The sequence below is a fragment of the Streptomyces sp. NPDC059443 genome (assembly GCF_042750105.1).
Classification (GTDB): domain Bacteria; phylum Actinomycetota; class Actinomycetes; order Streptomycetales; family Streptomycetaceae; genus Streptomyces.
On the sequence record NZ_JBHYVM010000011.1, the window covers coordinates 1 to 22,732 of the forward strand.

At 73.2% G+C, this 22,732-nt stretch carries 20 protein-coding genes and 2 pseudogenes; 9 read left to right on the plus strand and 13 right to left on the minus strand.

From position 1 onward, the window contains the following. Positions 1-288, minus strand: a pseudogene (locus ACFXDJ_RS13175) (hypothetical protein); the annotation flags it as partial. 147 nt (positions 289-435) lie between these two features. Beyond that, positions 436-5,055 carry a DEAD/DEAH box helicase gene (locus tag ACFXDJ_RS13180; protein WP_384651174.1) on the minus strand — a complete coding sequence of 1,540 codons (4,620 nt, stop codon included), beginning with the start codon at positions 5,053-5,055 and terminating at the stop codon, positions 436-438. 103 nt (positions 5,056-5,158) lie between these two features. Here ACFXDJ_RS13180 and ACFXDJ_RS13185 point away from each other — a divergent pair, with 103 nt between their 5' ends. From ACFXDJ_RS13185 to ACFXDJ_RS13195, 3 genes are all read left to right on the plus strand, one after another. Next, a complete protein-coding gene (locus ACFXDJ_RS13185; RefSeq protein ID WP_384651176.1) occupies positions 5,159-6,031 on the plus strand; it encodes an AraC family ligand binding domain-containing protein in 873 nt (290 codons plus the stop codon). Positions 6,032-6,140: 109 nt separating this feature from the next. Next, positions 6,141-6,869, plus strand: a complete 729-nt coding sequence (locus tag ACFXDJ_RS13190) for an AzlC family ABC transporter permease (protein WP_384651225.1) — start codon at positions 6,141-6,143, stop codon at positions 6,867-6,869. After that, entirely contained in the window at positions 6,866-7,174 is a 309-nt protein-coding gene (locus ACFXDJ_RS13195) for an AzlD domain-containing protein (protein ID WP_384651178.1), read from the plus strand. Before ACFXDJ_RS13190 ends, ACFXDJ_RS13195 begins: the two co-directional genes overlap by 4 nt. Here ACFXDJ_RS13195 and ACFXDJ_RS13200 read toward each other — a convergent pair. Then, positions 7,143-8,126 carry a hypothetical protein gene (locus ACFXDJ_RS13200; RefSeq protein ID WP_384651180.1) on the minus strand — a complete coding sequence of 328 codons (984 nt, stop codon included), beginning with the start codon at positions 8,124-8,126 and terminating at the stop codon, positions 7,143-7,145. The two genes, ACFXDJ_RS13195 and ACFXDJ_RS13200, sit on opposite strands and share 32 nt — an antisense overlap. An 80-nt stretch (positions 8,127-8,206) precedes the next feature. Here ACFXDJ_RS13200 and ACFXDJ_RS13205 point away from each other — a divergent pair, with 80 nt between their 5' ends. Further along, the gene (locus ACFXDJ_RS13205; RefSeq protein WP_384651182.1) at positions 8,207-8,401 is read left to right on the plus strand and encodes a DUF3046 domain-containing protein; all 195 of its coding nucleotides are present in this window, start codon (positions 8,207-8,209) and stop codon (positions 8,399-8,401) included. A gap of 64 nt (positions 8,402-8,465) precedes the next feature. Then, a pseudogene (locus ACFXDJ_RS13210) lies at positions 8,466-9,308 on the plus strand (AI-2E family transporter). Here ACFXDJ_RS13210 and ACFXDJ_RS13215 read toward each other — a convergent pair. Both ACFXDJ_RS13215 and ACFXDJ_RS13220 read right to left on the minus strand, forming a co-directional pair. Then, positions 9,262-10,020, minus strand: a complete 759-nt coding sequence (locus ACFXDJ_RS13215) for a Clp protease N-terminal domain-containing protein (protein ID WP_384651184.1) — start codon at positions 10,018-10,020, stop codon at positions 9,262-9,264. The pseudogene ACFXDJ_RS13210 and the gene ACFXDJ_RS13215 overlap by 47 nt on opposite strands. 47 nt (positions 10,021-10,067) lie before the next feature. Next, a complete protein-coding gene (locus ACFXDJ_RS13220; protein WP_384651186.1) occupies positions 10,068-10,658 on the minus strand; it encodes a 2'-5' RNA ligase family protein in 591 nt (196 codons plus the stop codon). 184 nt (positions 10,659-10,842) lie between these two features. Between ACFXDJ_RS13220 and recA the strand changes: the two genes are divergently transcribed. The 3 genes from recA (at position 10,843) to ACFXDJ_RS13235 (ending at position 15,265) form a co-directional block, all read left to right on the plus strand. Beyond that, positions 10,843-11,958, plus strand: a complete 1,116-nt coding sequence (gene recA, locus ACFXDJ_RS13225; RefSeq protein WP_384651188.1) for a recombinase RecA — start codon at positions 10,843-10,845, stop codon at positions 11,956-11,958. Between the two features lie 3 nt (positions 11,959-11,961). Beyond that, positions 11,962-12,630, plus strand: a complete 669-nt coding sequence (recX, locus tag ACFXDJ_RS13230) for a recombination regulator RecX (RefSeq protein ID WP_384849042.1) — start codon at positions 11,962-11,964, stop codon at positions 12,628-12,630. An 88-nt stretch (positions 12,631-12,718) separates the two neighbouring features. Next, positions 12,719-15,265: an FtsX-like permease family protein gene (locus ACFXDJ_RS13235; protein ID WP_384651190.1), complete on the plus strand. Its 2,547-nt coding sequence runs from the start codon at positions 12,719-12,721 to the stop codon at positions 15,263-15,265. A 65-nt stretch (positions 15,266-15,330) separates the two neighbouring features. Here ACFXDJ_RS13235 and ACFXDJ_RS13240 read toward each other — a convergent pair whose 3' ends face one another. From ACFXDJ_RS13240 to ACFXDJ_RS13275, 8 genes are all read right to left on the minus strand, one after another. After that, entirely contained in the window at positions 15,331-15,723 is a 393-nt protein-coding gene (locus ACFXDJ_RS13240) for a rhodanese-like domain-containing protein (RefSeq protein ID WP_384651229.1), read from the minus strand. Next, a complete protein-coding gene (locus tag ACFXDJ_RS13245) occupies positions 15,714-16,298 on the minus strand; it encodes a cysteine dioxygenase (protein WP_384651191.1) in 585 nt (194 codons plus the stop codon). Before ACFXDJ_RS13245 ends, ACFXDJ_RS13240 begins: the two co-directional genes overlap by 10 nt. Positions 16,299-16,366: 68 nt before the next feature. Continuing rightward, positions 16,367-16,453 carry a putative leader peptide gene (locus tag ACFXDJ_RS13250; protein ID WP_311318651.1) on the minus strand — a complete coding sequence of 29 codons (87 nt, stop codon included), beginning with the start codon at positions 16,451-16,453 and terminating at the stop codon, positions 16,367-16,369. Between the two features lie 32 nt (positions 16,454-16,485). Further along, on the minus strand, positions 16,486-18,096 hold the full coding sequence (locus ACFXDJ_RS13255; RefSeq protein WP_384651193.1) for an FAD-dependent oxidoreductase: 1,611 nt from the start codon (positions 18,094-18,096) through the stop codon (positions 16,486-16,488). Between the two features lie 153 nt (positions 18,097-18,249). Next, positions 18,250-19,119 carry an amino acid ABC transporter permease gene (locus ACFXDJ_RS13260; protein ID WP_384651194.1) on the minus strand — a complete coding sequence of 290 codons (870 nt, stop codon included), beginning with the start codon at positions 19,117-19,119 and terminating at the stop codon, positions 18,250-18,252. Next, positions 19,116-19,790: an amino acid ABC transporter permease gene (locus ACFXDJ_RS13265; RefSeq protein ID WP_384651196.1), complete on the minus strand. Its 675-nt coding sequence runs from the start codon at positions 19,788-19,790 to the stop codon at positions 19,116-19,118. Before ACFXDJ_RS13265 ends, ACFXDJ_RS13260 begins: the two co-directional genes overlap by 4 nt. Positions 19,791-19,960: 170 nt before the next feature. Continuing rightward, entirely contained in the window at positions 19,961-20,818 is an 858-nt protein-coding gene (locus ACFXDJ_RS13270) for a glutamate ABC transporter substrate-binding protein (RefSeq protein ID WP_384651198.1), read from the minus strand. A gap of 88 nt (positions 20,819-20,906) precedes the next feature. Further along, positions 20,907-21,692, minus strand: coding sequence for an amino acid ABC transporter ATP-binding protein (locus ACFXDJ_RS13275; RefSeq protein WP_384651200.1), 786 nt, complete (start codon positions 21,690-21,692; stop codon positions 20,907-20,909). A 278-nt stretch (positions 21,693-21,970) separates the two neighbouring features. Here ACFXDJ_RS13275 and ACFXDJ_RS13280 point away from each other — a divergent pair, with 278 nt between their 5' ends. After that, entirely contained in the window at positions 21,971-22,720 is a 750-nt protein-coding gene (locus tag ACFXDJ_RS13280; protein ID WP_384651231.1) for a response regulator transcription factor, read from the plus strand. Positions 22,721-22,732 lie beyond the last annotated feature (12 nt).

Consider the following 22,732-nt stretch of genomic DNA (forward strand, 5'->3'; position numbering starts at 1 on the left):
CGGGGCTTCGTCGGGCCGTACCCCGAGTGGCCGGGGCTTCGTCGGGCTGCACCCTGGCCGGGGCTTCGCCGGGCCGTACCCCGGCCGGGGCTTCGCCGGGCCGTACCCCGAGTGGCCGGGGCTTCGCCGGGCCGCACCCCGGCCGGGCCGCACCTCGGCCAGGGCTTCGCCGGGCCGTACCTCGGCCGGGGCTTCGCCGGGCCGCACCCCGGCCAGGGTTCCGCCGGGCCGTACCTCGGCCGGGGCTTCGCCGGGCCGCACCCCGGCCAGGGTTCCGCCGGGCCGCACCTCGGCCAGGGCTCCGCTGGGCCGTACCCCAGCCGGCCATGGTTCCGCCGGGCCGTACCCCGGCCGGGGCTTCGCCGGGGCGTACCCGCCCGGCGGGGCTTCGGTGGGGCGGGGCTCAGTCGGGCGGAGGGCAGGCGGGGGTCGCCGTCAGCGGAGGCGTAGGCCTCGGGGGGTGGCGTGGAAGCCGGAGGATTCGATGGGTGGGGCGTAGGGGGAGGTGAGGGACGGGGTGGCGTTGACGCGTTCCACCGTGAGGGCCGGGAGGGTGCCTGCGCGGGAGGCTGTGGTGAGGGCTTTCAGGGCTGCTGTCAGGGACGGGGCGTCCGGTGGGGGCCAGGCGAGGAGGGTTTTGCCGCCGCGTTCCAGGTAGAGGGTCAGGGCGCCGTCCACCAGGACGACCAGGGAGCCCGCCTTGCGGCCCGGCTTGTGGGTGGCGCCGGTCGGGGGCTCCGGCCAGGGGAGGGCCGCGCCGTAGGCGTTCGCCGGGTCGGCGGCCGCGAGGACCACCGCCGCCAGTGGGGGCGGGGTGCGCTCGGCGGCGCGGAGGCGGTCGACCGCTCCGTCCATGGCGAACTGGGCCGCGCCCAGGCCCTCGACCACGTAACCCCGGCGGGCCTGGCCGCTGTCCTCGAAGGCCGACAGGATCCGGTAGACGGAGGAGAAGCCGCCCTCCACGCCTTCGGCGGCCACCGCGCCCCGGGTCACCACGCCGTGGCGGTCCAGCAGGGTCCGGGCCAGGGCGTGGGCGCGGTGGGTCGGGTCGGGGGTGTGGGCCGGGAGCAGGGACCAGCGGCCCGAGACCGTCGGGGGGCCCGTACGGGAGGACGGGGGAGTGAGCGTGCCGTAGCGGCCTCTGGGGATCGTGCGGCGGGCCCGGTGGGCCGTGGAGCCGGCTGTGCGGCCCGAGCCCAGGACGGAGCGGAGCGGGGCCAGGGTGTCGTTGGTCAGGCGGCCCGACCAGGTGAGGTCCCAGATCGCCGAGGAGAGGTCCAGGTCCGAGACCTCCGGGGTATGGGCGCGGACCGCGTCCGCGAGCTGGCGGAAGAACAGGGCGTAGCCGCCGGAGAGGGCGCTCAGGACCGCTTCGTGGAGCGGGGTGAGCTCCAGCGGGTGCTGCGGGGGCAGCAGGAGCGGGGCCGCCTCGGCCAGGTAGAGCGAGATCCAGCCGTCCTTGCCCGGGAGGGAACCCGCGCCCGCCCAGATCACCTCGCCCGTGGTGGTGAGTTCGTCCAGGAGGGCCGGGGAGTAGTCCGAGACCCGGGACGGGAGGATCAGGCGTTCGAGGGCGGAGGCCGGGACCGGGGCGCCCTGGAGCTGTTCGATCGCGCGGGCCAGGCCGTCGATGCCGCGCAGGGCTCCGCCCAGGTGCTGCCACTGGGGGAGGAACGTGGCGAGGGCCGTGGGCGGGACCGGCTCCAGCTCCTGGCGCAGCGCGGCCAGCGAGCGCCGGCGCAGCCGCCGCAGCACGCCGGCGTCGCACCATTCCTGGCCGATGCCCGCCGGGTGGAACTCGCCCTGGACCACCCGCCCGGCCGCCGCCAGCCGGTGCAGCGCGCCGTCCGTCACGGCCGCGCCCAGCCCGAACCGGGCGGCGGCGGTGGCCGTGGTGAACGGGCCGTGGGTGCGGGCGTACCGGGCGAGGAGATCGCCCAGCGGGTCCTTCACCGGCTCGGTGAACGCCTCCGGGACGCCCACCGGGAGGGCCGTGCCCAGCGCGTCCCGCAGCCGGCCCGCGTCCTCGATCGCCGCCCAGTGCTCCTCGCCGCCGATCCGGACCCGGATCGCCCTGCGGGACGAGGCGAGGGACCGCGCCCATGCCGGGTCCGCGCCGCGCGCCTTCAGCTCCGCGGCGGTGAGCGGGCCCAGCAGGCGCAGCAGGTCGGCCACCGACTCGGCGTCCTTGGCCCGCCGGTCCTCCGTCAGCCACTGGAGCTCCCGCTCCAGCTCCGCCAGTACCTCCGCGTCCAGCAGCTCGCGGAGCTCGGCCTGGCCGAGCAGTTCGGCCAGCAGCCGGGAGTCCAGCGACAGCGCGGCCGCCCTGCGCTCGGCCAGGGGCGAGTCGCCCTCGTAGAGGAACTGGGCGACGTAGCCGAAGAGGAGGGAACGGGCGAAGGGGGAGGGCTCCGCGGTGGTGACCTCGACGAGGCGGACCCGGCGGGCTTCGATGTCCCCCATCAGCTCGGTCAGGCCCGGTACGTCGAAGACGTCCTGGAGGCATTCCCGTACGGCTTCCAGCACGATCGGGAACGATCCGAACTCCGAAGCCACTTGGAGGAGCTGCGAGGCGCGCTGGCGCTGCTGCCACAGGGGGGTGCGCTTGCCGGGGTTGCGGCGCGGCAGCAGCAGGGCGCGCGCCGCGCACTCGCGGAAGCGGGAGGCGAACAGGGCGGAGCCGCCGACCTGGTCGGTGACGATCTGCTGGACGTCCCCGTGGTCGAAGGTCACGTCCGCCGCGCCCAGCGGGGCCTTCTCGTCGTCGAACTCGAAGGACCCCAGCCCGCTGACGGGTTGGCCCGCGGGGTCGTGGTCGAGGAGGTCCATGGAGAGCAGGTCGGCGTCCGGGAGGCGCAGCACGATGCCGTCGTCGGCGTGCATCACCTGCGCGTCCATCCCGTACCGCTCGGAGAGCCGGGCGCCGAGGGCTAGCGCCCAGGGGGCGTGCACCTGGGCGCCGAAGGGGGAGTGGACGACGACCCGCCAGTCGCCGAGCTCGTCGCGGAACCGCTCGACCAGGATGGTGCGGTCGTCCGGTACGTGGCCGCAGGCCTCGCGCTGTTCGGCGAGGTAGGACAGGACGTTCTCCGCGGCCCAGGCGTCCAGACCCGCCGCCAGCAGGCGCAGGCGCGCGTCGTCCGCCGTGAGCCCGCCGAGCTCGCGCAGGAACGCGCCGACCGCGCGGCCCAGTTCGAGCGGCCGGCCCAGCTGGTCGCCCTTCCAGAACGGGAGCCGGCCCGGGACCCCGGGAGCGGGGGTGACCAGGACGCGGTCGCGGGTGATGTCCACGATCCGCCAGGAGGTGGTGCCCAGGGTGAAGACGTCGCCGACGCGGGATTCGTAGACCATCTCCTCATCGAGCTCTCCGACCCGGCCGCCGCCCTTCTTGCCCCGCTTCTCATCGGATGCAGTGCTGCCGGCCAGGAAGACGCCGAAGAGGCCGCGGTCCGGGATGGTCCCGCCGGAGGTGACCGCGAGCCGCTGGGCGCCGGGCCGGCCGGTGACCGTACCGGCCACGCGGTCCCACACCACCCGGGGTCTGAGCTCGGCGAACGCATCCGACGGATAGCGGCCCGCCAGCATGTCCAGGACCGCCGTGAACGCCGAATCGGGCAGAGCCGCGAACGGCGCCGCCCGTCGCACCAGGGCGAGCAGGTCGTCCAGCTGCCAGGTGTCCATCGCGGTCATCGCGACGAGCTGCTGGGCGAGGACGTCCAGCGGATTGGAGGGGACGCGCAGGGATTCGATCGAGCCGGTGCGCATCCGCTCGGTGACCACGGCGGCCTGGACCAGGTCCCCCCGGTACTTGGGGAAGACGACCCCGGTGGAGACCGCGCCCACCTGGTGCCCGGCCCGGCCGACCCGCTGGAGCCCGGAGGCCACCGACGGCGGGGACTCCACCTGGATGACGAGGTCCACCGCGCCCATGTCGATGCCGAGCTCCAGGCTGGAGGTGGCGACGACGGCCGGCAGCCGGCCCGCCTTCAAGTCCTCCTCCACCAGGGCCCGCTGCTCCTTGGAGACCGAACCGTGGTGGGCGCGGGCCAGCAGCGGCGGCGCGCCATGGGCGGCGCCCGACTGGGCCATGAGCTCGGCCGGGGGCGGTCCCTCGGGCAGCGGGCCGCCCGTGGCGCGCTCGTACGCGATCTCGTTGAGCCGGTTGCACAGGCGCTCGGCGAGGCGGCGGGAGTTGGCGAACACGATCGTGGAGCGGTGGGCCTGCACCAGATCGGCGATCCGCTCCTCCACATGCGGCCAGATCGAGGGTTTGTCGCCGCCCTCCCTGCCCTCGGTGGCGGGGGAGCCGCCCAACTCGCCCATGTCCTCGACGGGGACGACCACCGACAGGTCGAACTCCTTGGCCGAAGGCGGCTGGACGATCTCCACCTTGCCGCGCGGCGCGAGGTACCGGGCCACCTCGTCCACCGGCCGGACCGTCGCCGACAGGCCGATCCGGCGGGCCGGACGCGCCAGCAGCTCGTCCAACCGCTCCAGCGACAGGGCGAGATGGGCCCCGCGCTTGGTCCCGGCTACCGCGTGCACCTCGTCCAGGATCACCGTCTCGATCCCGGTCAGGGCCTCGCGGGCCGCCGAGGTCAGCATCAGGAACAGCGATTCGGGCGTGGTGATCAGGATGTCCGGCGGCCGGGTGGACAGGGCCCGCCGCTCGGCGGGCGGGGTGTCGCCGGAGCGGATCCCGACCCGGATCTCCGGCTCGGGCAGCCCCAGGCGCGCGGACTCCTGCCGGATCCCGGTGAGCGGGCTGCGCAGGTTGCGCTCCACGTCCACCGCCAGGGCCTTCAGCGGAGATACGTACAGCACCCGGCAGCGCTTCTTCGGGTCGGCCGGCGGCGGGGTCGACGCGAGCTGGTCCAAGGCGGCGAGGAAGGCGGCCAGGGTCTTGCCGGAGCCGGTGGGGGCCACCACCAGCACGTCCGAGCCCTGCCCGATCGCCCGCCAGGCGCCCTCCTGCGCGGAGGTGGGCGAGGCGAAGGCCCCCGTGAACCAGGAGCGGGTCGCGGGGGAGAACGAGTCGAGCGCGGTACCGGACATGCCCCCATCGTGCACCCGGCCACTGACAGCCGGCCGGACCTGTGGAAAACGCGGAGCCGGGACGGGCGCGGAAGCGGAGCCCGAGCGGGCGCAGAATGGGGGGATGGGGACGGGCACGGGGACAGGAGCGGGCACCGGAGCGGCCGACGGCCGCGACCGCCGGGAATGGGCACGGCACTGGCAGTACGCGGAACTGCCCGGCCTGGACCTCCTGCGCGCCCACTACGTACGCCACACCTTCCCGCGCCACGCCCACGACGGCTACGTCATCGCGGCCGTCACCGGCGGCATCGAGGAGATCGGGCTGCCCGGCGGAACCGTCCGCGCCGGCCCCGGCAGCGTGGTCCTGATCAACCCCGAGGTCGCGCACACCGCGCGCGCCGGGGTTCCCGAGGGCTGGGCCTACGCCACCCTCTACCCGTCCCGGGCGCTGATCGCCGAGGTGGCCGCCGAGATCGGCACCCTGCGCGGAACCCCCGGCTTCACCGCCGACATGGTCGCCGACCCGCAGGCCTCCCGGGTGATCACCGAGGTCCACCGGGCCGCCGAGGCCGGCAACGCCCTGGCCGCCGACACCCTGCTGCGCGGTGCGGTGGCCCGGATGCTGACCCGGCACGCCGGGCCGCTGCCCGCCCGTCCGGTACGCCGCGCGGGCGCGGCCGACGCGGAGCGGGCCCGGGCCGTACTGGAGGAGCGGATGGGCGAACCGCCTTCGCTGGAGCAGCTCGCGGCGGAGCTGGGCACCAGCCCGTTCGCCCTGCTGAGGGCCTTCCGGGACCGGTACGGCATGCCCCCGCACACCTGGCTGACGGACGCCCGGGTCCGGCGCGCGCGGCTGCTCCTCGACGCCGGAACCCCGCCGGCGGAGGCGGCCGTCACCGTCGGCTTCACCGACCAGCCCCACCTGAACCGGCACTTCACCCGCATCGTGGGGGTCCCGCCGGGCGCCTACCGGCGGGGACGGGCCGCCGGCTAGGAGCGCCCTCCGCGGCCGGGGCGCCGTCGTACGCGCCAGAGACGGTGCAAGAACGTACAAGACCCCGTCGCCCCTCACTCCGTACTTTCGGGGCGTGGGAGAACATCAGATGGTCATACGAGAAGTGCCCGTCCCCGGCGGGGGCGAGGCCGAGGCCGAGGCCGTCGCGGTGGACAAGCCGCGCGCCGCCGTCGTACGGGACGCGCTCGGCGTCGGAGTGGCGGTCGGGCTGTCCGGGTTCGCCTTCGGGGTGACGGCCGCCGGGTCCGGGATCAGCACCCTCCAGGCGTGCGTGCTCAGCCTGCTGGTGTTCACCGGGGCCTCGCAGTTCGCGCTGGTCGGGGCGCTGGCCGCAGGCGGCAATCCGTTCACGGCCGCGGCCGGGGCCTTCTTCCTCGGCACCCGCAACGCCTTCTACGGGCTGCGGCTGTCCCAGCTGCTCGCGCTCCCCAAGGCCGTCCGGCCCCTCGCCGCGCACTGGGTGATCGACGAGACCACCGCCGTGGCCCTCGCCCAGCCAGACCGGAAGTCGGCGCGCCTCGGCTTCACCGTGACCGGGCTGAGCCTCTACCTCCTGTGGAACGTCACCACCCTGCTGGGCGCCCTCGGCGCCGAGGCCATCGGGGACACCAGGGCCTGGGGGCTGGACGCCGCCGGACCCGCCGTCTTCCTCGCGCTGCTCGCGCCCATGCTGAAGACCTCCACCGAGCGGGCCGTCGCCGGGCTCGCCCTCGTCCTGGGGCTGGGGCTGCTGCCCGTGCTCCCGGCCGGGGTTCCGGTGCTGATCGCGGCGCTGGCCGCGCCGGTCGTGCTGTGGATGAAGGGACGCCGCTCGTGAACGTCTGGATCGCCATCGGGCTGACCGTCGTCGGCTGCTACGGAGTCAAGCTCGCCGGACTGCTCGTCCCCGCCGGGGCCCTGGAGCGGCCGGCCGTGCGCAAGCTGTCCGCACTGCTTCCGGTCGCGCTGCTCGCCGCGCTCACCGCGCAGCAGACCTTCGCCACCGGGCACGAGCTCGTCCTCGACGCCCGCGCCGCCGGGCTCGCGGCCGCCGGGATCGCGCTGCTGCTGCGGGCCCCGTTCCTCGTCGTGGTCGCGGCGGCCGTGGTCGTCACCGCGGGTCTGCGGGCCCTGGGCGGCTGATTCCCTCCGGAGCTTCCGGTCCTGCCGGAACCTCCGGAGCTTCCGGAAGGACCCCGTACGCGCGCAGCGTCAGCAGTGCCTCCAGGGTGGCGATCGGCCGGCGCTCCAGCGAGCTGCCCGGCGCCCAGGCCCTGCGGTGCACCGGCCAGCCGCCGTCCGGCTGCTGCGAGCCGGCCAGGAAGCGCAGCGAGCGGCGCAGCTCCGCGTCCGTGAACCAGCCGCGGGCCAGCGAGTCGGGGCGGCGGGCGAAGTCGTACGGGTAGAGGTGCTCGCCCGGGGCGTAGCCGGGCACCGGGGGGTACGAGTCCTCGTGCCCGGGATCCAGTACGACGAGCCGCTGCTCGCGCGTGAGCCGCCCCAGCCGGTCCGCGGCCGCCGCGGCCCGCGCCCGGTCGGGGACCGCGTCCAGGAAGGCCACCGCGCTCTGGATCTCGTACGGGTGCGAGCGGCGCAGGTGCTCCACCCGGTCCCAGCAGAAGTCCGTGGCCCGGAACAGCCACGCGTGCCAGATCCGGTTGCGGTGCAGCAGCCCGACCACGGGGCCGGTGGTCAGCAGGTCGCCCGGCGGATCGTCGTGCAGGGCGTGGTACGGGGCCGCCGGGTAGCCGCCGGGCTGCGGGGAGACCACCGGAAGCGCCCCGTCCGGGGTGGAGACGCGGGTCAGGTGGGCGCAGAGCCGCTCGATGCGCTGCCCGGAGCAGCGGCCCAGGCCGTCCAGGACGCGCAGGGCGTGCGCGGTGTGCAGCGGATGGCTGAGGGGGCCGCGCAGGTCCGGATCGAGGGCGTGGCCGTAGCCGCCGTCGGCGCCGAGGTACGCGCCGAGGGCTGCGTCCACCGGGTCGGCTTCCCCGCCGAGGAAGTGGAACGCGTACCGCCGCTGCTCCAGGACCCGGGCCGTGAGCCAGATGAACTGCTCGGCGCGGGCCAGTGCGGAAGCTTCGTCTCCAGGCATGCGAGAAACGTAGGGGCCGGTGCTGCGCCGAGGGGGCCCGAACGCGGCCGGTGCACTCTCCGGGGCGGGATACTGGGGGCATGCGGTTGACGATTTTCTGGGAACGGATGGCAGAGCACTTCGGCGCGGGCTACGCGGAGTCCTTCGCGCGCGACCACGTGATGGGGGAGCTCGGGGGTCGCACGGTCCACGAGGCGCTCGACGCGGGCTGGGAGACCAAGGACGTGTGGCGCGCGGTGTGTTCGGCCATGGACGTGCCGGCCTCGCTGCGCTGACCCACCCGCGCGGTTCCCCGTACGAAGCCGGGTGGGGGTCGGACGGGGGAGGGGCGGGGGCCGGGTGGGACAGACTTGGCGGCGTGGCAGCGCCCTCGTCGCCTGCTTCCAGCTCGGCAGCTGGGCCTTCCACCAGCTGATCGGGCTGCTCGTCAACATCCTGATCGCGTTCTTCCTCGCCCTCGCCGTCGAACCCGCCGTGGCCCGGATGGCGGCCCGGGGCATGCGCCGCGGGCTCGCCACCTTCCTGGTGTTCCTCGGGTGTTCGTGGCGGCCGCGGGATTCGTCGTCCTGCTCGGCTCGATGCTCGCCGGGCAGATCGTCGACCTGGTGGAAGGGTTCCCGGGCTATCTGGACTCGGTGATCGGTTCGATCAACCGCACTTTCCACACCGATCTGTCCCGGCTGGACATCCAGGACAGCCTGCTGCACTCCGACTGGCTGCAGAAGTACGTGCAGAGCGCTGGTCTCCGGGGTCGCGCACTACATCTGCTTCGTGGCGCTCCACGTGCCGTACGCGCCCGGGCTCGCGGTGTGGGTGGGGCTGGTGTCGCAGTTCATCCCCACCATCGGCACCTACCTAGCGGGCGCGCTGCCGATGCTGCAGGCCTTCACCGTCAGCCCCTGGTACCCGCTGTACGTGCTCGGATTCGTGGTGGTCTACCAGCAGTTCGAGAACTACGTCCTCCAGCCGAAGCTGACCGCGAGGACCGTGGACATCCATCCGGCGGTGGCCTTCGGATCGGTCATCGCCGGCACCGCCCTGCTGGGCGCGTACGTGAAGCGGTACGCGGTGGCGGAGGACCCGGACGGGGAAGTCCCCGGCCCGCCCCGGGCCGGGGACGACCCCGCGGTGGGTGCTACTTCTCCTCGGTGGCGCCGAGTACGGATTCCAGGGCTTCGGTGACGCTCGCCTCGGTGGCGGCCTTGTCGATGCCGAGGGAGGTGAGCACGCCCTCGCCGTCCTCCAGTTCGAGGAGGGCGAGGAGGATGTGCTCGGTGCCGACGTAGGCGTGGCCCAGCCGCAGGGCCTCGCGGAAGGTGAGTTCGAGGGCCTTCTTGGCGGCGGCGTCGAAGGGCACGAGCGCCGGCATCTCCGCGGCGGCGGCCGGCAGGGCGGCGGTCGCGGCGGCCCGTACGTCGTCCAGGACGATCCCCTGCGCCCGCAGGGTGATCGCGGCGAGGGACTCGGGATCGGCGAGCAGCCCGAGGACCAGGTGCGCGGCGCCGATCTCCGCGCTGGAGGCCGCGCGGGCCTCGTTCTGGGCGGTCACTACCACGTTGCGGGCGCGGGGGGTGAACCGGGCGAAGCCCTGCGAGGCGTCGAGGTCGTTGCCCTCCCCGGCCTTGTCGGCCTTGGGGACGAAGCGCTTCTGGGCGGCCTGGCGGGTGACGCCCATGCTGCGGCCGATGTCCGTCCAGGAGGCGCCGGAGCGGCGGGCCTGGTCGACGAAGTGGCCGATGAGGTGGTCGGCGACCTCCCCGAGCGCCTCGGCGGCGACCACGGCGCCGCTGAGCTGCTCCAGGGTGTCGGTGTGGACCTTCTTGATGGCCTCGATGAGCTCGTCGAGGCGTACCGGGTTGGTCATGCGAACGGGTTCCACTGAAGGGTTCGTCATGAGTGCAACCGTAGGTTGACAGTCGAATGACTGTCAACCATGGGTTGTCACTTTCTTGTCTCCGACTCCCGCGACGGCTCCGGCGACGGATCCCGCGACGGCTCCCGCAGTGCGAACGACGTGCGCTCGCGCCAGGCGGTGCCGTCGAAGGCCACCAGCTCCACCGAGCGGACGCGGGCGGTGAAGGGGAGCCGGTCGCGGAGGTCGGTCTCGGCGGCGGCCAGGGCCGCCTCGTCCGCCCGCTGGGCCACGGTGAGGTGCGGGACCACCTCGGGGTACCGGCCGCCGTAGGGCGGCGCCTCCGGCCAGCGTTCGGCGACCGCCAGGGTCAGGCGCTTCAGCCGGTCGCCGGGCTCGGGGGCGAGGTAGAGGCCCCCGGGGAAGCGGCCGGTCCGCTCGAAGCGGAGGTCGAATGCGTGGACGGGGTGCAGGATCGCGGCGAGCGCGGCCAGGGTGGCGGGGGTGATGCGGCTCTCGTCGAGGAACGGATAGAGGACGCTGACGTGCGCCGGGACCCCGGCCCGGGCCGAGTGGTCGAGCCGGTCCCGCCAGGCCCCGACCACGGGCTCCGCCTCGGGTATCCGCATGATGAGCGCCGTCTGACCTGCCCGGAACCTGGTGTCGTCTCTGTCTGCCATGGCAGTGGATCATGCCAGTCGCGGGCGGGGCGGACGGGTTCGGCGTGGCGCGCTTGACAGGGAAATCGAACACACATTCTTATGGGTTATCCACAGTCAAACCGGACGGCGGACCGCGTTGTCAGTGGCAGGCGTTAGCGTCAATGGCGTGAAGCGATCGACTCAAGCAAATCGGGTGGAACCCATGGCAGGCAACGACCGCGAGAAGGCTCTCGACGCCGCGCTCGCACAGATTGAACGGCAATTCGGCAAGGGTGCCGTGATGCGGCTCGGCGACAAGCCGAACGACCCCATCGAGGTCATCTCTACCGGCTCGACCGCGCTGGACATCGCGCTCGGCGTCGGCGGGCTGCCCCGCGGCCGTGTGGTCGAGGTGTACGGACCGGAATCCTCCGGTAAGACGACCCTGACCCTGCACGCCGTGGCCAACGCGCAGAAGGCCGGCGGCACCGTTGCCTTCGTGGACGCCGAGCACGCGCTCGACCCCGAGTACGCCAAGGCCCTCGGCGTGGACACCGACAACCTCATCCTGTCCCAGCCGGACACCGGCGAGCAGGCGCTGGAGATCGTGGACATGCTGGTCCGCTCCGGTGCGATCGACCTGATCGTCATCGACTCCGTCGCGGCGCTCGTGCCGCGCGCGGAAATCGAGGGTGAGATGGGCGACTCGCACGTGGGTCTCCAGGCCCGCCTGATGAGCCAGGCCCTCCGGAAGATCACCGGTGCGCTCAGCCAGTCCAAGACCACCGCGATCTTCATCAACCAGCTCCGCGAGAAGATCGGTGTGATGTTCGGCTCGCCCGAGACCACCACCGGTGGCCGCGCGCTGAAGTTCTACGCCTCCGTGCGCCTCGACATCCGGCGCATCGAGACCCTGAAGGACGGCACGGAAGCGGTCGGCAACCGCACCCGCGTCAAGGTCGTCAAGAACAAGGTCGCGCCGCCCTTCAAGCAGGCCGAGTTCGACATCCTCTACGGCCAGGGCATCAGCCGCGAGGGCGGCCTGATCGACATGGGCGTGGAGCACGGCTTCGTGCGCAAGGCCGGCGCCTGGTACACATACGAGGGCGACCAGCTCGGCCAGGGCAAGGAGAACGCCCGCAACTTCCTCAAGGACAACCCCGACCTCGCCAACGAGATCGAGCGGAAGATCAAGGAGAAGCTGGGCGTCGGAGTCCGCAAGGACGCCACCGCCACCACCGCCGAGGCAGGCGCGGACGCCGCCGCCGAGACGCCGGCCGTGCCCGCTCCCGCGTCGAAGGCCAAGACCGCGGCCAAGGCCGCCGTCGCCAAGAGCTGACCCGTGTGGGAGCAGGAAAGGGGCGGCGCGGACGGCCCTGAAGGCCGCCGCGCGGGCAGTCGTCAAGGCCGCCGTGAAGGCGGCGGCCGGGGCGGCCGCCGCGCGGAGGGCGGCAGGGAAGACCGTCAGGAACTGCCGCCCCAGAGTCCCGAGGAGCAGGCGCGGGCGATCTGTCTGCGCCTGCTCACCGGGATGCCGCGCACCCGGCGGCAGCTCGCGGACGCCCTGGCCAAGCGGGACATCCCCGAGGAGGTGTCGGAGCAGGTCCTCTCCCGGTTCGAGGAGGTGGGCCTGATCGACGACGCCGCGTTCGCCGGTGCCTGGGTCGAGTCCCGGCACCGCGGCCGGGGCCTGGCCCGCCGGGCGCTCGCGCAGGAGCTGCGGACCAAGGGGGTGGACCCCACCCTCGTGCAGGAGGCCCTGGAGCAGCTGGACTCCGACCAGGAGGAGGAGACCGCCCGGGAGCTCGTGGAGCGCAAGCTCCGCTCCACCCGGGGCCTGGAGCGGGACAAGCGGCTCCGGCGGCTCGCCGGGATGCTCGCCCGCAAGGGATACCCGGAGGGCATGGCCCTGCGGGTGGTGCGCCGCGCCCTGGAGGCGGAGGGCACCGACGAGGACCTCGACGCCGACGACCCGGGGTACTCGGGGTACTCGGGGTACTCGGGGGGCTGATCCCGCCGGTGGGGTGGGGTTAGCCCCAGGGGGCGGACGCCGGGGTGCTCCAATGTCAGGGAACCGCCCCGGCGGCAGAGTTGACCGCATGATGCTGCGCTACGCACTCCAGACCGTCAGGGACCGCAAAGCCGGTTTCCTCGGAGCCTTCGTCGCCCTGTTGTGCGCGGCGGCCCTCGTCACCGCCTGCGGCACCCTCCTGGAAACGGGGCTCCGCGGAAAGATCGCCACCGAGCGCTACGCGGGCGCCCCGGTCCTCGTCTCCGCCGACCAGAACGTCCACGAGACGACGGTCAAGGAGAAGAAGGGCAAGAGCAAGACGAAGCACAAGGCCAAGCCCGTCGCCGAACGGGCCTGGCTGCCGGCCGCCACCGTGGACACCGTCCGCGCGGTGCCCGGAGTGGCGCGGGCCGTCCCCGAGCTCACCTTCCAGGCCGTGCCGCTGGTCAAGGGCGCGGGCACGAAGCCCTCGTACGGGCACGCCTGGACCTCGGCCGTGCTCACCCCCTTCACGCTCGACCGGGGCCGTGCCCCCCAGGGCGGCGCCGAGGTGGTCGTCGACCGCGAACTCGCCGCCCGCGCGGGCCTGGAGCCCGGCTCGGACCTCATCGTGCAGTCCACCGGTGAGCCCAGGACGTACAAGGTCAGCGGGATCGCCGCCACGGCCGGCGGGAGCCTGGCGCAGCAGGGCGCGCTGTTCTTCAGCGACGCCGAAGCCCGGCGGCTCGCCGCCCGCGACGGGCAAGTCAGTGCCATCGGGGTGGTTCCCGAGCCCGGGACCGCTGCCGGAGAACTCGCGGACCGGGTCCGTCAGGCGCTCCACGGCACCGCCGACGGCGCCACCGCGCAGGTCGCCTCGGGCGACGAGCGGGGCCCCGTGGAGTTCCTCGACGCGGCCGGTGCCCGGATCAAGCTGGTCTCCATGGGCGGCGCGATGGGCGGCACCTCCCTCCTCGTGGCGATCCTCGTGGTCACCGGCACCTTCGCCCTGTCGATCCAGCAGCGCCACCGCGAACTCGCCCTGCTCCGCGCCATCGCCGCCACGCCCCGCCAGCTGCGCCGCATGATCGGCCGCGAGGCGCTGCTCGTCGGCCTGGCCGCCGGGGTGGCCGGAGCGCTCGCCGGGCTGCCGCTCGCCGCCTGGCTGCACGGCCGGTTCGTGGCCGGCGGGGTGGTTCCCGTCACCCTGGAGCGCACCGCCGGGATCTTCCCGATGATCGCCGCCGTCGGGGCGAGCCTGCTCGGAGCCTGGGCCGCGGCCCGGATCACCGCACGGCGCATCGCCCGGATCCGGCCCGCCGAGGCGCTCGCCGAAGCCGCGGTCGAGCGGCGCCGGCCCGCGTGGGCGCGGACCGCGGCCGGGGTGCTGCTGCTGGCCGCCGGGATGGTCCTGGTCGCCGTACTGAGCACGCTGCGCACCGAGCCGGCGTCCACGCCGGTCACCTTCCTCGCCGTCGTGGTGCTCGCCGGAGCGGTCTCGCTGCTGGGCCCGTTCATCGTCAGGGGCGCGGCCGCGGTGCTCGCCGGACCGCTGCGCGCGGCCGGTCCGGGCGGACACCTGGCCACCGCGAACCTGCGCGGCAACGCCACCCGGATGGCCTCGGCCGTCACCCCGCTCACCCTGCTGATCGGGATGGCCTGCACCGTGCTCTTCGTCACCCCGACCCTCGGCGACGCGGCGCGGGCGCAGGCCCGCGACGGGGTGCGGGCCGAGTGGGTGCTCGCGGGGCGGGGGCCGGGGGTCTCCGGCGGCGCGGCCGACCGGCTCCGCCGGACCCCCGGGGTCGAGGCGGTCACCGAGATCGTGCACACCTCGGTACGGGTGGGGCTGACGAAGTACGCGGCCCAGGGCGTGACCCCGGCCGGCCTGGACCGGACCTGGGACCCGGGCGTGACGGGCGGAACCCTGGCGGGCTTCGGGGACGGGAGCGTCGCGGTGAGCGAACTGGCCGCCGACCAGCTCGGGCTGAAGCCCGGGAGCCCGCTGGCGCTGACACTGGGCGACGGAACGCCGGTCACCCTCACCGTGTCGGCGGTGTACGCGCGGGGGCTGGGCTTCGGGGACGTGACGCTGCCGCACGCTCTGGTGGCCGCGCACGTGGACGATCCGCTGGCTTCGAGCGTGCTGGTGGCGGGTACCGCCGGCCGGGACGCGCTGGCCTCGGCCGTACGGGAGTACCCGGGCGTGGCGGTGCTGTCGGCGGCCGACGCGGACGGGGCGCGGGCGGAGCGGCAGGCCGCGGGGGCGGAGATCAACCTGCTGGCGATGGGCCTGGTCCTGGCTTTCACCGCGATCGCGGTGGCGAACACGCTGGCGATGTCCACGGGGGAGCGGCTGCGGGAGTTCGCGATGCTCCGCCTGACGGGTGCGACGCGCCGGCAGGTACGGGGGATGCTGCGGGTGGAGGCGCTGGCGGTGCTCCTGATGGGGGCGGCGCTGGGCTCGGGGATCGCGCTGGCGGTACTGACCGCCTTCAGCGTGGGCATGACCGGGGTGGCCGCGCCGGTGGTGCTACCGCTGGCGTACGGGGTGGTCGTCGCCGGGGCGGGCCTGCTGGCGCTGTGCGCGACGTCGGTCCCGGGCCGGCTGGCCCTGCGCATCCGGCCGGTGGACGTCGCGGCCGCGAAGGGCTAGGCCCCGGGGCGTGCGGCAGGAACGCCGGTGAGGCTGATGCAGCCTCACCGGCGTTTCGGCACGCCTCAAGAAGAAGGCGGAGTCACCGGCAGGCCCGCCGCGCGCCAGGCCTGGAAGCCCCCCGTGAGGTCCGTCGCGTTCGGGAGCGACAGTGCGTGCAGGGAGGCCGCCGCGAGGGTGGAGGCGTAGCCCTCGTTGCAGATGACGATGGCGCGGATCCCGTGGTCCGTGGCCTCCGGGAGGCGGTGGGAGCCCTCGGGGTCCAGGCGCCATTCCAGTTCGTTGCGCTCGATCACCAGGGCGCCCGGGATCAGCCCGTCCCGCTCGCGCAGGGCCTGGTAGCGGATGTCGACCAGGAGCGCCCCGGCCAGGGACTCCGCGTACGCCCGGGCCGGGTCCACTCGCGCGTACGTGGTGCGCAGCCGGTCCACGAGGGCGTCGATGCCGCTCACTGCCAGTCCGCCGGACGCTCGACCTGCTCCAGCGTGAGCACCGGGCCGGTGCGGCTGTAGCGGCGGATCAGCGGGAGCGGCGGGTAGTACGCGTGGACCGAGATCGCGTGCTCGGTCCCGGACTCGTTCAGCACCTCGTGGACGTGGTGCTCGCCGAAGGCCCGCCCGGCACCCGCACCCAGGCTGCGCGTGCGGTCCACGTCCGGAGCCAGGGAGAGGGACCGCCACCCCTCCGAGGGGATGCGGACCGCCAGGGAGTTCTCGGTGAGGTGCCCGCGGGCGGTGGTGAACGCGCCCCGCGACTCGGCGTGGTCGTGCCAGCCGGTGCCGGTCCCCGGCGGCCAGCCGATCAGCCAGGCCTCGCTGCCGCCCGGTCCGTCGAGCCGGATCCACGTCCGGCCCTCGGGGTCGAGGGGGAGGGAGGCGATCAGCTCGGGGTCGGAGGCGACGCGGAGGGTGAAGGCGAGGAGGTCCGCCGCCGTGATGGCGGCGGGCGCCGGGGCGGGAGCCGGAGCGTGTGTGGACGCCGGAGCCGGAGCAGGGGCGTGCGTGGACGCGGGGGCGTACGAAGGTGCAGACATGGAGGGTGACCGTCCTGGGGGTTCGCGAAGGTGCGCGGCACACGGCGGGCGCGCGGAGGAAAGGCGAATCAGCAGGAAGGGCGACACACGCAGCCCGCATAGCGGAGCAGGTCCATATGGACCCTCCGCCACAGGCGTACGTCGTTGCCGGTCATGTCCGTGAGTGAAGCACGAGCGGGCCGGAGGGTCAATCGATCACCGGTGTGACGGCGGGCGTCACAGCGGGGGCCGGCGAAGGGGCGGGGACGGGAGAGGGGGCGGCCTCGGGCGGGCCGTGGCGGACCGCGTCCGCGGCCTCGTACAGCTCCGCCGGGCGGACCCCGGCGAAGGTCGCCGCCAGATGCCCGTCCGGTCGTACGAGGAGCACGGTGTGCGCCGCGGCCCCCGGGTACCCGTCCGCGACCAGCAGCTCCGCCCGGACCGGGAGCGCCGCGACGGCCGCCGCGAGGCGGGGCATCAGGCCGGCGCCGAGCCAGTGGCGCCGGTCCCAGACGCCGGTGCCGGGGGCGACGAGGACGACCAGCAGCCTGCCCCGGCCGAGCTGGTCGCGCAGCGGGACGGTGGCGCCGTCGGGCGCGGTGACGGGGATGTTCTCCACGGGCCCGCCCGGCTCGGTGGCCGTCGGTACCTCGCGCACGGCCACGGCCGGGGCGTACACGGGCTCGGCGCCCAGCGGGCCCCGCCCCAGGTGGCCGTCGGTGAGGAGGGATTCGGCGGCGCGCGAGGCTCCGGGGAGCAAGGTGCGCAGCCCGCCCCCGGAGCGTAGCGCGGGCATGGCCTGGTCGGCGGCGCGCAGCCGGGCGGCCACCGCCCTGCGGCGCTCGGCCTCGTAACTGTCGAGGAGTTCCGCGGAGGCCCCCTGGTGCCAGGCGAGGGAGAGCTTCCAGGCGAGGTTCTCGGCGTCCCGCAGGCCCTCTTCGACGCCCTGGGTGCCGAGCGCGCCGAGCAGGTGCGCCGCGTCCCCGGCGAGGAAGGCGCGGCCGTCGCGCCAGCGCCGGGCCAGCCGGTGGTGCAGGGTGTGGACCCCGGTGTCGAGGAGGTCGTACGGGGGAGCCGTGCCCCCGCACCACACCGCGAGGGTGTCGCGGATGAGGGTCACGAGCGCGTCGGGGGTGACGAGTTCCCCCTGCGGAGGCAGCAGCCAGTCCAGCCGGTACACCCCGTCGGGCAGCGGCCGGGCGGTGACCTCGCCGGCGCCTCCGGTCAGCCCGCGGTGCAGCAGGGCTTCGCCCGGCCAGGGGAGTTCGGTGCGCAGCGCGGCCACGGCGTGCCGTTCGACGGCGGTGCGGCCGGGGAAGCGGATGCCGAGCAGCTTGCGCACGGTGGAGCGGGCCCCGTCGCAGCCGACCAGGTAGCTGCCGCGCCACCAGGTGGTCTCGGCGCCCCGGGTGTGCGCGGTGACCCCGTGGTCGTCCTGCTCCAGGGAGTCGATCCTGCTCTCGGTGACCAGCTGGACCAGGGGGTGCGCGGCGGCGGAGTGGCGCAGCCCGCGGGTCAGGGCGTGCTGCGGCAGGTGGATCGGGGCCGGGCCGTCCTCGAAGGTGATCCGCTGGGAGTCCCGGCCGCGCCGCATGGTGCGCCAGGCGGCGAAGTACGCGCCCTCGTCGCGCAGGGTCGTACAGCCCAGCCGGTGCACCATGGCGGCGGTGTCGGCGTGCAGGGCGACGGTGCGGGCGGGGCGGGGCTCTTCCTTGCCGGGTCCCTCGTCGAGCACGACGCAGGGCACGCCCTGTCCGGCCAGGGCGAGGGACAGGGACAGCCCGACGGGCCCCGCGCCGACGACGATCACCGGGTCCATGATGTGGCTCCCGGTGTCCGGTATGTGATCACAGAACGTATGCAACCCACTGGAGGTGCCTGCGTCAAGTGACGCCGGTCCGGACAATGCCGAGTGGTGCGGCGGATGAGTTCCGCCGTACCACACGTGTCCCGCCAGTGTACTGACCGGCTGTCAGGCCGCGGCGCCGCCGTCGAACTCGGTCGCCGGAACGATCGCGTCCGTGGTCTTCTTCGACTTCCTCAGCCGTCCTTCGAGCCAGGAGGCGAAGGTGGTGATGGCGAAGTTCACCGCGATGTACAGCACCGCGATCACGACGAGGGTCGGGATGGTGTTGCTGAAGTTCGCCGAGATCTGCCGGTTCACCGACATCAGCTCGGCCAGGCCCAGCACCGCGCCGGCGATCGCGGTGTCCTTGAGGATCACCACGAGCTGGCTGACCAGTGCCGGCAGCATCGCCGTGACGGCCTGCGGGAGCAGGACGTACGTCATGACCTGGCCCTTGCGCATGCCGATCGCCTTCGCGGCGTCGGTCTGGCCGCCGGGCAGCGAATGGACGCCGGCCCGGACGATCTCGGCGATGACGGCGGAGTTGTACAGGACCAGGCCCGTGACTGCGGCGTAGAGCGGGCGGATCTCGTGGGAGACCCCCGTGTACTTCACGTAGAAGGCCGAGCCGAAGAGCATCAGCATCAGCACGGGGATCGCCCGGAAGAACTCGACCCAGGCGCCCACGGCGGCGCGCACCCACACGTGGTCGGAGAGCCGGCCGATGCCGAGCAGCGCGCCCAGCGGCAGGGCGATCGCCATGGAGATGGCGCCGGCCAGCAGGGTTTCGCCGAGGCCCGGCAGCAGGAACGTCGTCCAGACCTGGCTGTCGGTGAAGAACGGGCTCCACTTGTCGGCGTCGAGCTGCTTCTTGTCGGCCATGGAGGACAGCACCCACCACAGGCCCGCCGCGCACAGGACCAGGAAGACACCGGAGTAGATCCAGTTGCGCGCCTTGGCCCTGGGGCCCGGGGCGTCGTACAGCACGGAGGTCATCGCTTCACCGCCACTCGCTTGGCCACCCAGCCCAGGAGCAGGCCGGTGGGCAGGGTCAGAACGATGAAGCCGAGGGCGAAGATCCCGAAGATGGTGAAGAGCGCCTGCGGCTCGTTCTCGATCATTTCCTTCATCAGCACGGCCGCCTCGGCCACGCTGATCGCCGCCGCCACCGTGGTGTTCTTGGTGAGGGCGATCAGGACGTTGGCGAGCGGTGCGACGACCGCCCGGAAGGCCTGGGGGAGCACGATGAGGGTGAGCACCTGGAAGAAGCTCAGGCCCAGTGCGCGGGCGGCCTCGGCCTGCCCGACGGGCACGGTGTTGATGCCCGAGCGCAGCGCCTCGCAGACGAACGTGCCGGTGTAGGCGGTCAGTCCGAGGACCGCCAGCCGGAAGCCGATGTCCTTGAAGGTACCGCCGCCGAGCGTGACGCCCATGGTCTGGTTCAGGCCCAGCGCGCAGCCGATGAGAAGCACGGTCAGCGGGGTGTTGCGGACCACGTTGACGTACGCGGTGCCGAAGCCCCGCATCAGCGGGACGGGGCTGACCCGCATCCCGGCCAGGACGGTGCCCCAGACCAGGGACCCGGCGGCCGAGTAGAGGGTGAGCTGAACCGTCACCCAGAAGGCCCCGAGCAGGTCGTACTGCCCGGACTCAAGAAAATCGAACACGATGGCCTGCGCTCTCCCCAGGATGGCCAGGTTGGCCGGTGCGGTACGCCGCCGCCCGCGGCAGGCGGGCGGCGACGCACCTCATCGATGAATCGGGCCGACCGATCCGGCCGACGAATCCGGCCGGTGAATCAGCCGGTGGGCCGGCCGGTGGACGACCGGCCGACGGGTCAGCTGCCTTCGGTGATCGCCGGAGCCGGCTCGTTCTTGTAGCCGGAGGGGCCGAAGTTCTTGGTCACGGCCGCCTGCCAGGCGCCGTCCTTCTCCATCTTGGTGATGGCGGCGTTGACCTTGGTCTGAAGGTCCTTGTCGCCCTTCTTCAGGCCGATGCCGTAGTTCTCGTTGCTCAGGCTCAGCCCGACCAGCTTGAACTTGCCCTTGTTCTTGTCCTGCGCGGCGTAGCCGGCCAGGATCACGTTGTCCGTGGTCAGGGCGTCGACGGCCTTGTTCTCCAGGCCCGTCAGGCACTCGGAGTAGCCCGGGAACTCCTGGAGGTCGGCCTCGGGGGCCAGCTTGGTCTTGACGTTCTGCGCCGAGGTGGAGCCGGTGACCGAGCAGAGCTTCTTCTTGTTGAGGTCCTCGGGCTTGGTGATCGAGTTGTCGTCGGCGCGGACCAGCAGGTCCTGGTGGGCCAGGAAGTACGGGCCGGCGAAGTCGACCTTCGCCTTGCGCTTGTCGTTGATCGAGTAGCTCGCGACGACCAGCTTCACGTCGCCGTTGGAGAGCAGGTTCTCGCGCTCGGCGCTGACGGCCTGCTTGAACTCGATCTGGTCCGGCTCGTAGCCGAGTTCCTTGGCCACGTACGTCGCCACGTCCACGTCGAAGCCCGTGAACTTGCCGTCGGGGGTCTTGAGGCCCACACCCGGCTGGTCGAACTTGATGCCGATGACGATCTTGTCCTTCTTGGCGGCGCCGCCGCTCGCGCCGCCGTCGCCGGCGGTCTTGTCGCTGCTTCCGCCACAGGCGGTCGCGGTCAGGGCGAGAGCGACGGCAACGGCGGCGGCAGCGCCGACCTTGGAGAACTTCATGGTGGACTTCCCTCGGAGTGAGACGTGAGACAGACGTGAGACGTGGTTGGACGACGATCCGTCACCGGATCACTACCAGACGCGAAGCTCAGTGGTGCAGGATCTTCGACAGGAAGTCCTTGGCGCGGTCACTGCGCGGGTTGCTGAAGAACTGTTCGGGCGATGCCTCTTCGACGATCTTTCCGTCGGCCATGAAGACGACCCGGTTGGCGGCGGAGCGGGCGAAGCCCATCTCGTGCGTGACGACCACCATCGTCATCCCCTCCCGGGCGAGCTGCTGCATGACCTCCAGCACCTCGTTGATCATCTCCGGGTCGAGGGCCGAGGTCGGCTCGTCGAACAGCATCACCTTCGGGCCCATCGCCAGCGCGCGGGCGATCGCCACGCGCTGCTGCTGACCGCCCGAGAGCTGGGCCGGGTACTTGTCGGCCTGCGAGCCGACACCGACCCGGTCGAGCAGCGACTTCGCCTTCTCCAGCGCCGCGGCCTGGTCCGTCTTGCGGACCTTGAGCTGGCCCAGCATGACGTTCTGCAGCACCGTCTTGTGGGCGAAGAGGTTGAAGGACTGGAAGACCATGCCGACATCGGCACGCAGCCGGGCCAGTTCGCGCCCCTCCGACGGCAGTTGCTTCCCGTCGACCGTGATGGAGCCCGAATCGATCGTCTCCAGGCGGTTGATGGTCCGGCACAGCGTCGACTTGCCCGATCCAGAAGGCCCGATCACCACGACGACCTCGCCGCGGGCAATGCTCAGATCGATGTCCTGAAGCACGTGCAGCGCGCCGAAGTGCTTGTTTACGTTGCTCAGCACGACCAGGTCGTCCGCGGCACCGGCCGCGTCCCGCACGTCCTCGGTCACTGATACTCCGCTCATCGGCTTCTTGCTCCGTCCTCCTCGGTTGGGAGGACAGTAGTGACGTGGCGCGCACAGCGTCAGCACATCTGAGGGAGAATTGAGCATAACGATCCGGCCTCGCACCGATACGCTCCGTACGCGGCCGCGCCGCCGGGCGCCCGGGGCCGTACCGGGTCCATAACGGAAGCCGCCTCCGACCTGAACGACCTTGACGTGAGAGTCTCCATCGGCGTGGATGCAAGGTGTCCGGAAAACGGATGACGGACATCGGATATGAGAAGAACGGAAGGGACGGCATGAGACTGCTGCTCGTCGAGGACGACGACCACGTTGCCGCCGCCCTGTCCGCGATCCTCGCCCGGCACGGCTTCCAGGTGACCCACGCCCGCAGCGGCGAGGAAGCCCTCCAGGCCCTGCTCCCGGCCGGAGCCCCGCCCTTCGGCGTGGTCCTCCTCGACCTGGGCCTGCCCGACCAGGACGGCTACGAGGTCTGCGGCAAGATCCGCAAGCGCACCAGCACGCCCGTCATCATGGTGACGGCGCGCGCGGACGTGCGCTCCCGGATCCACGGCCTCAACATGGGCGCCGACGACTACGTCACCAAGCCCTACGACACCGGCGAACTCCTCGCCCGCATCCACGCCGTCGCCCGGCGCACCGGGGTCTCCGAGGAGTCCGCCGCGGGCGGCGCGGCCGCGCCCGGTACCGTCCGGCTCGGTCCCGTCTCCATCGAGCTGTCCACCCGCAGGGTCGGGGTCAACGACACCGATGTGCCGCTCACCCGCAAGGAGTTCGACCTGCTGGCCCTGCTCGCGCAGCGGCCGGGCGTGGTCTTCCGCCGGGAGCAGATCATCAGCGAGGTCTGGCGCACCAGCTGGGAAGGGACCGGCCGGACCCTCGAAGTGCACGTGGCCTCGCTGCGGTCCAAGCTGCGCATGCCGGCCCTCATCGAGACCGTCCGCGGCGTCGGATACCGGCTCGTGGTCCCGGCGGCGCCGCCGGCACCGCCCGGGCCCGCCGCGGCGCCCGTCCCGCCCGCCCTCTAACGGGGATCCGCC

Coding starts and splice junctions, on each gene's coding strand:
- ACFXDJ_RS13280 (WP_384651231.1), top strand. CDS start 21,971: ATGAGACTGCTGCTCGTCGAGGACGACGACCACGTTGCCGCCGCCCTG.
- ACFXDJ_RS13255 (WP_384651193.1), bottom strand. CDS start 18,096: ATGGACCCGGTGATCGTCGTCGGCGCGGGGCCCGTCGGGCTGTCCCTG.
- ACFXDJ_RS13185 (WP_384651176.1), top strand. CDS start 5,159: ATGGGGACGGGCACGGGGACAGGAGCGGGCACCGGAGCGGCCGACGGC.
- recA (WP_384651188.1), top strand. CDS start 10,843: ATGGCAGGCAACGACCGCGAGAAGGCTCTCGACGCCGCGCTCGCACAG.
- ACFXDJ_RS13245 (WP_384651191.1), bottom strand. CDS start 16,298: ATGTCTGCACCTTCGTACGCCCCCGCGTCCACGCACGCCCCTGCTCCG.
- ACFXDJ_RS13235 (WP_384651190.1), top strand. CDS start 12,719: ATGATGCTGCGCTACGCACTCCAGACCGTCAGGGACCGCAAAGCCGGT.
- ACFXDJ_RS13260 (WP_384651194.1), bottom strand. CDS start 19,119: ATGACCTCCGTGCTGTACGACGCCCCGGGCCCCAGGGCCAAGGCGCGC.
- ACFXDJ_RS13205 (WP_384651182.1), top strand. CDS start 8,207: ATGCGGTTGACGATTTTCTGGGAACGGATGGCAGAGCACTTCGGCGCG.
- ACFXDJ_RS13180 (WP_384651174.1), bottom strand. CDS start 5,055: ATGTCCGGTACCGCGCTCGACTCGTTCTCCCCCGCGACCCGCTCCTGG.
- ACFXDJ_RS13250 (WP_311318651.1), bottom strand. CDS start 16,453: ATGACCGGCAACGACGTACGCCTGTGGCGGAGGGTCCATATGGACCTG.
- ACFXDJ_RS13275 (WP_384651200.1), bottom strand. CDS start 21,692: ATGAGCGGAGTATCAGTGACCGAGGACGTGCGGGACGCGGCCGGTGCC.
- ACFXDJ_RS13200 (WP_384651180.1), bottom strand. CDS start 8,126: ATGCCTGGAGACGAAGCTTCCGCACTGGCCCGCGCCGAGCAGTTCATC.
- ACFXDJ_RS13220 (WP_384651186.1), bottom strand. CDS start 10,658: ATGGCAGACAGAGACGACACCAGGTTCCGGGCAGGTCAGACGGCGCTC.
- ACFXDJ_RS13270 (WP_384651198.1), bottom strand. CDS start 20,818: ATGAAGTTCTCCAAGGTCGGCGCTGCCGCCGCCGTTGCCGTCGCTCTC.
- ACFXDJ_RS13190 (WP_384651225.1), top strand. CDS start 6,141: ATGGTCATACGAGAAGTGCCCGTCCCCGGCGGGGGCGAGGCCGAGGCC.
- ACFXDJ_RS13215 (WP_384651184.1), bottom strand. CDS start 10,020: ATGACGAACCCTTCAGTGGAACCCGTTCGCATGACCAACCCGGTACGC.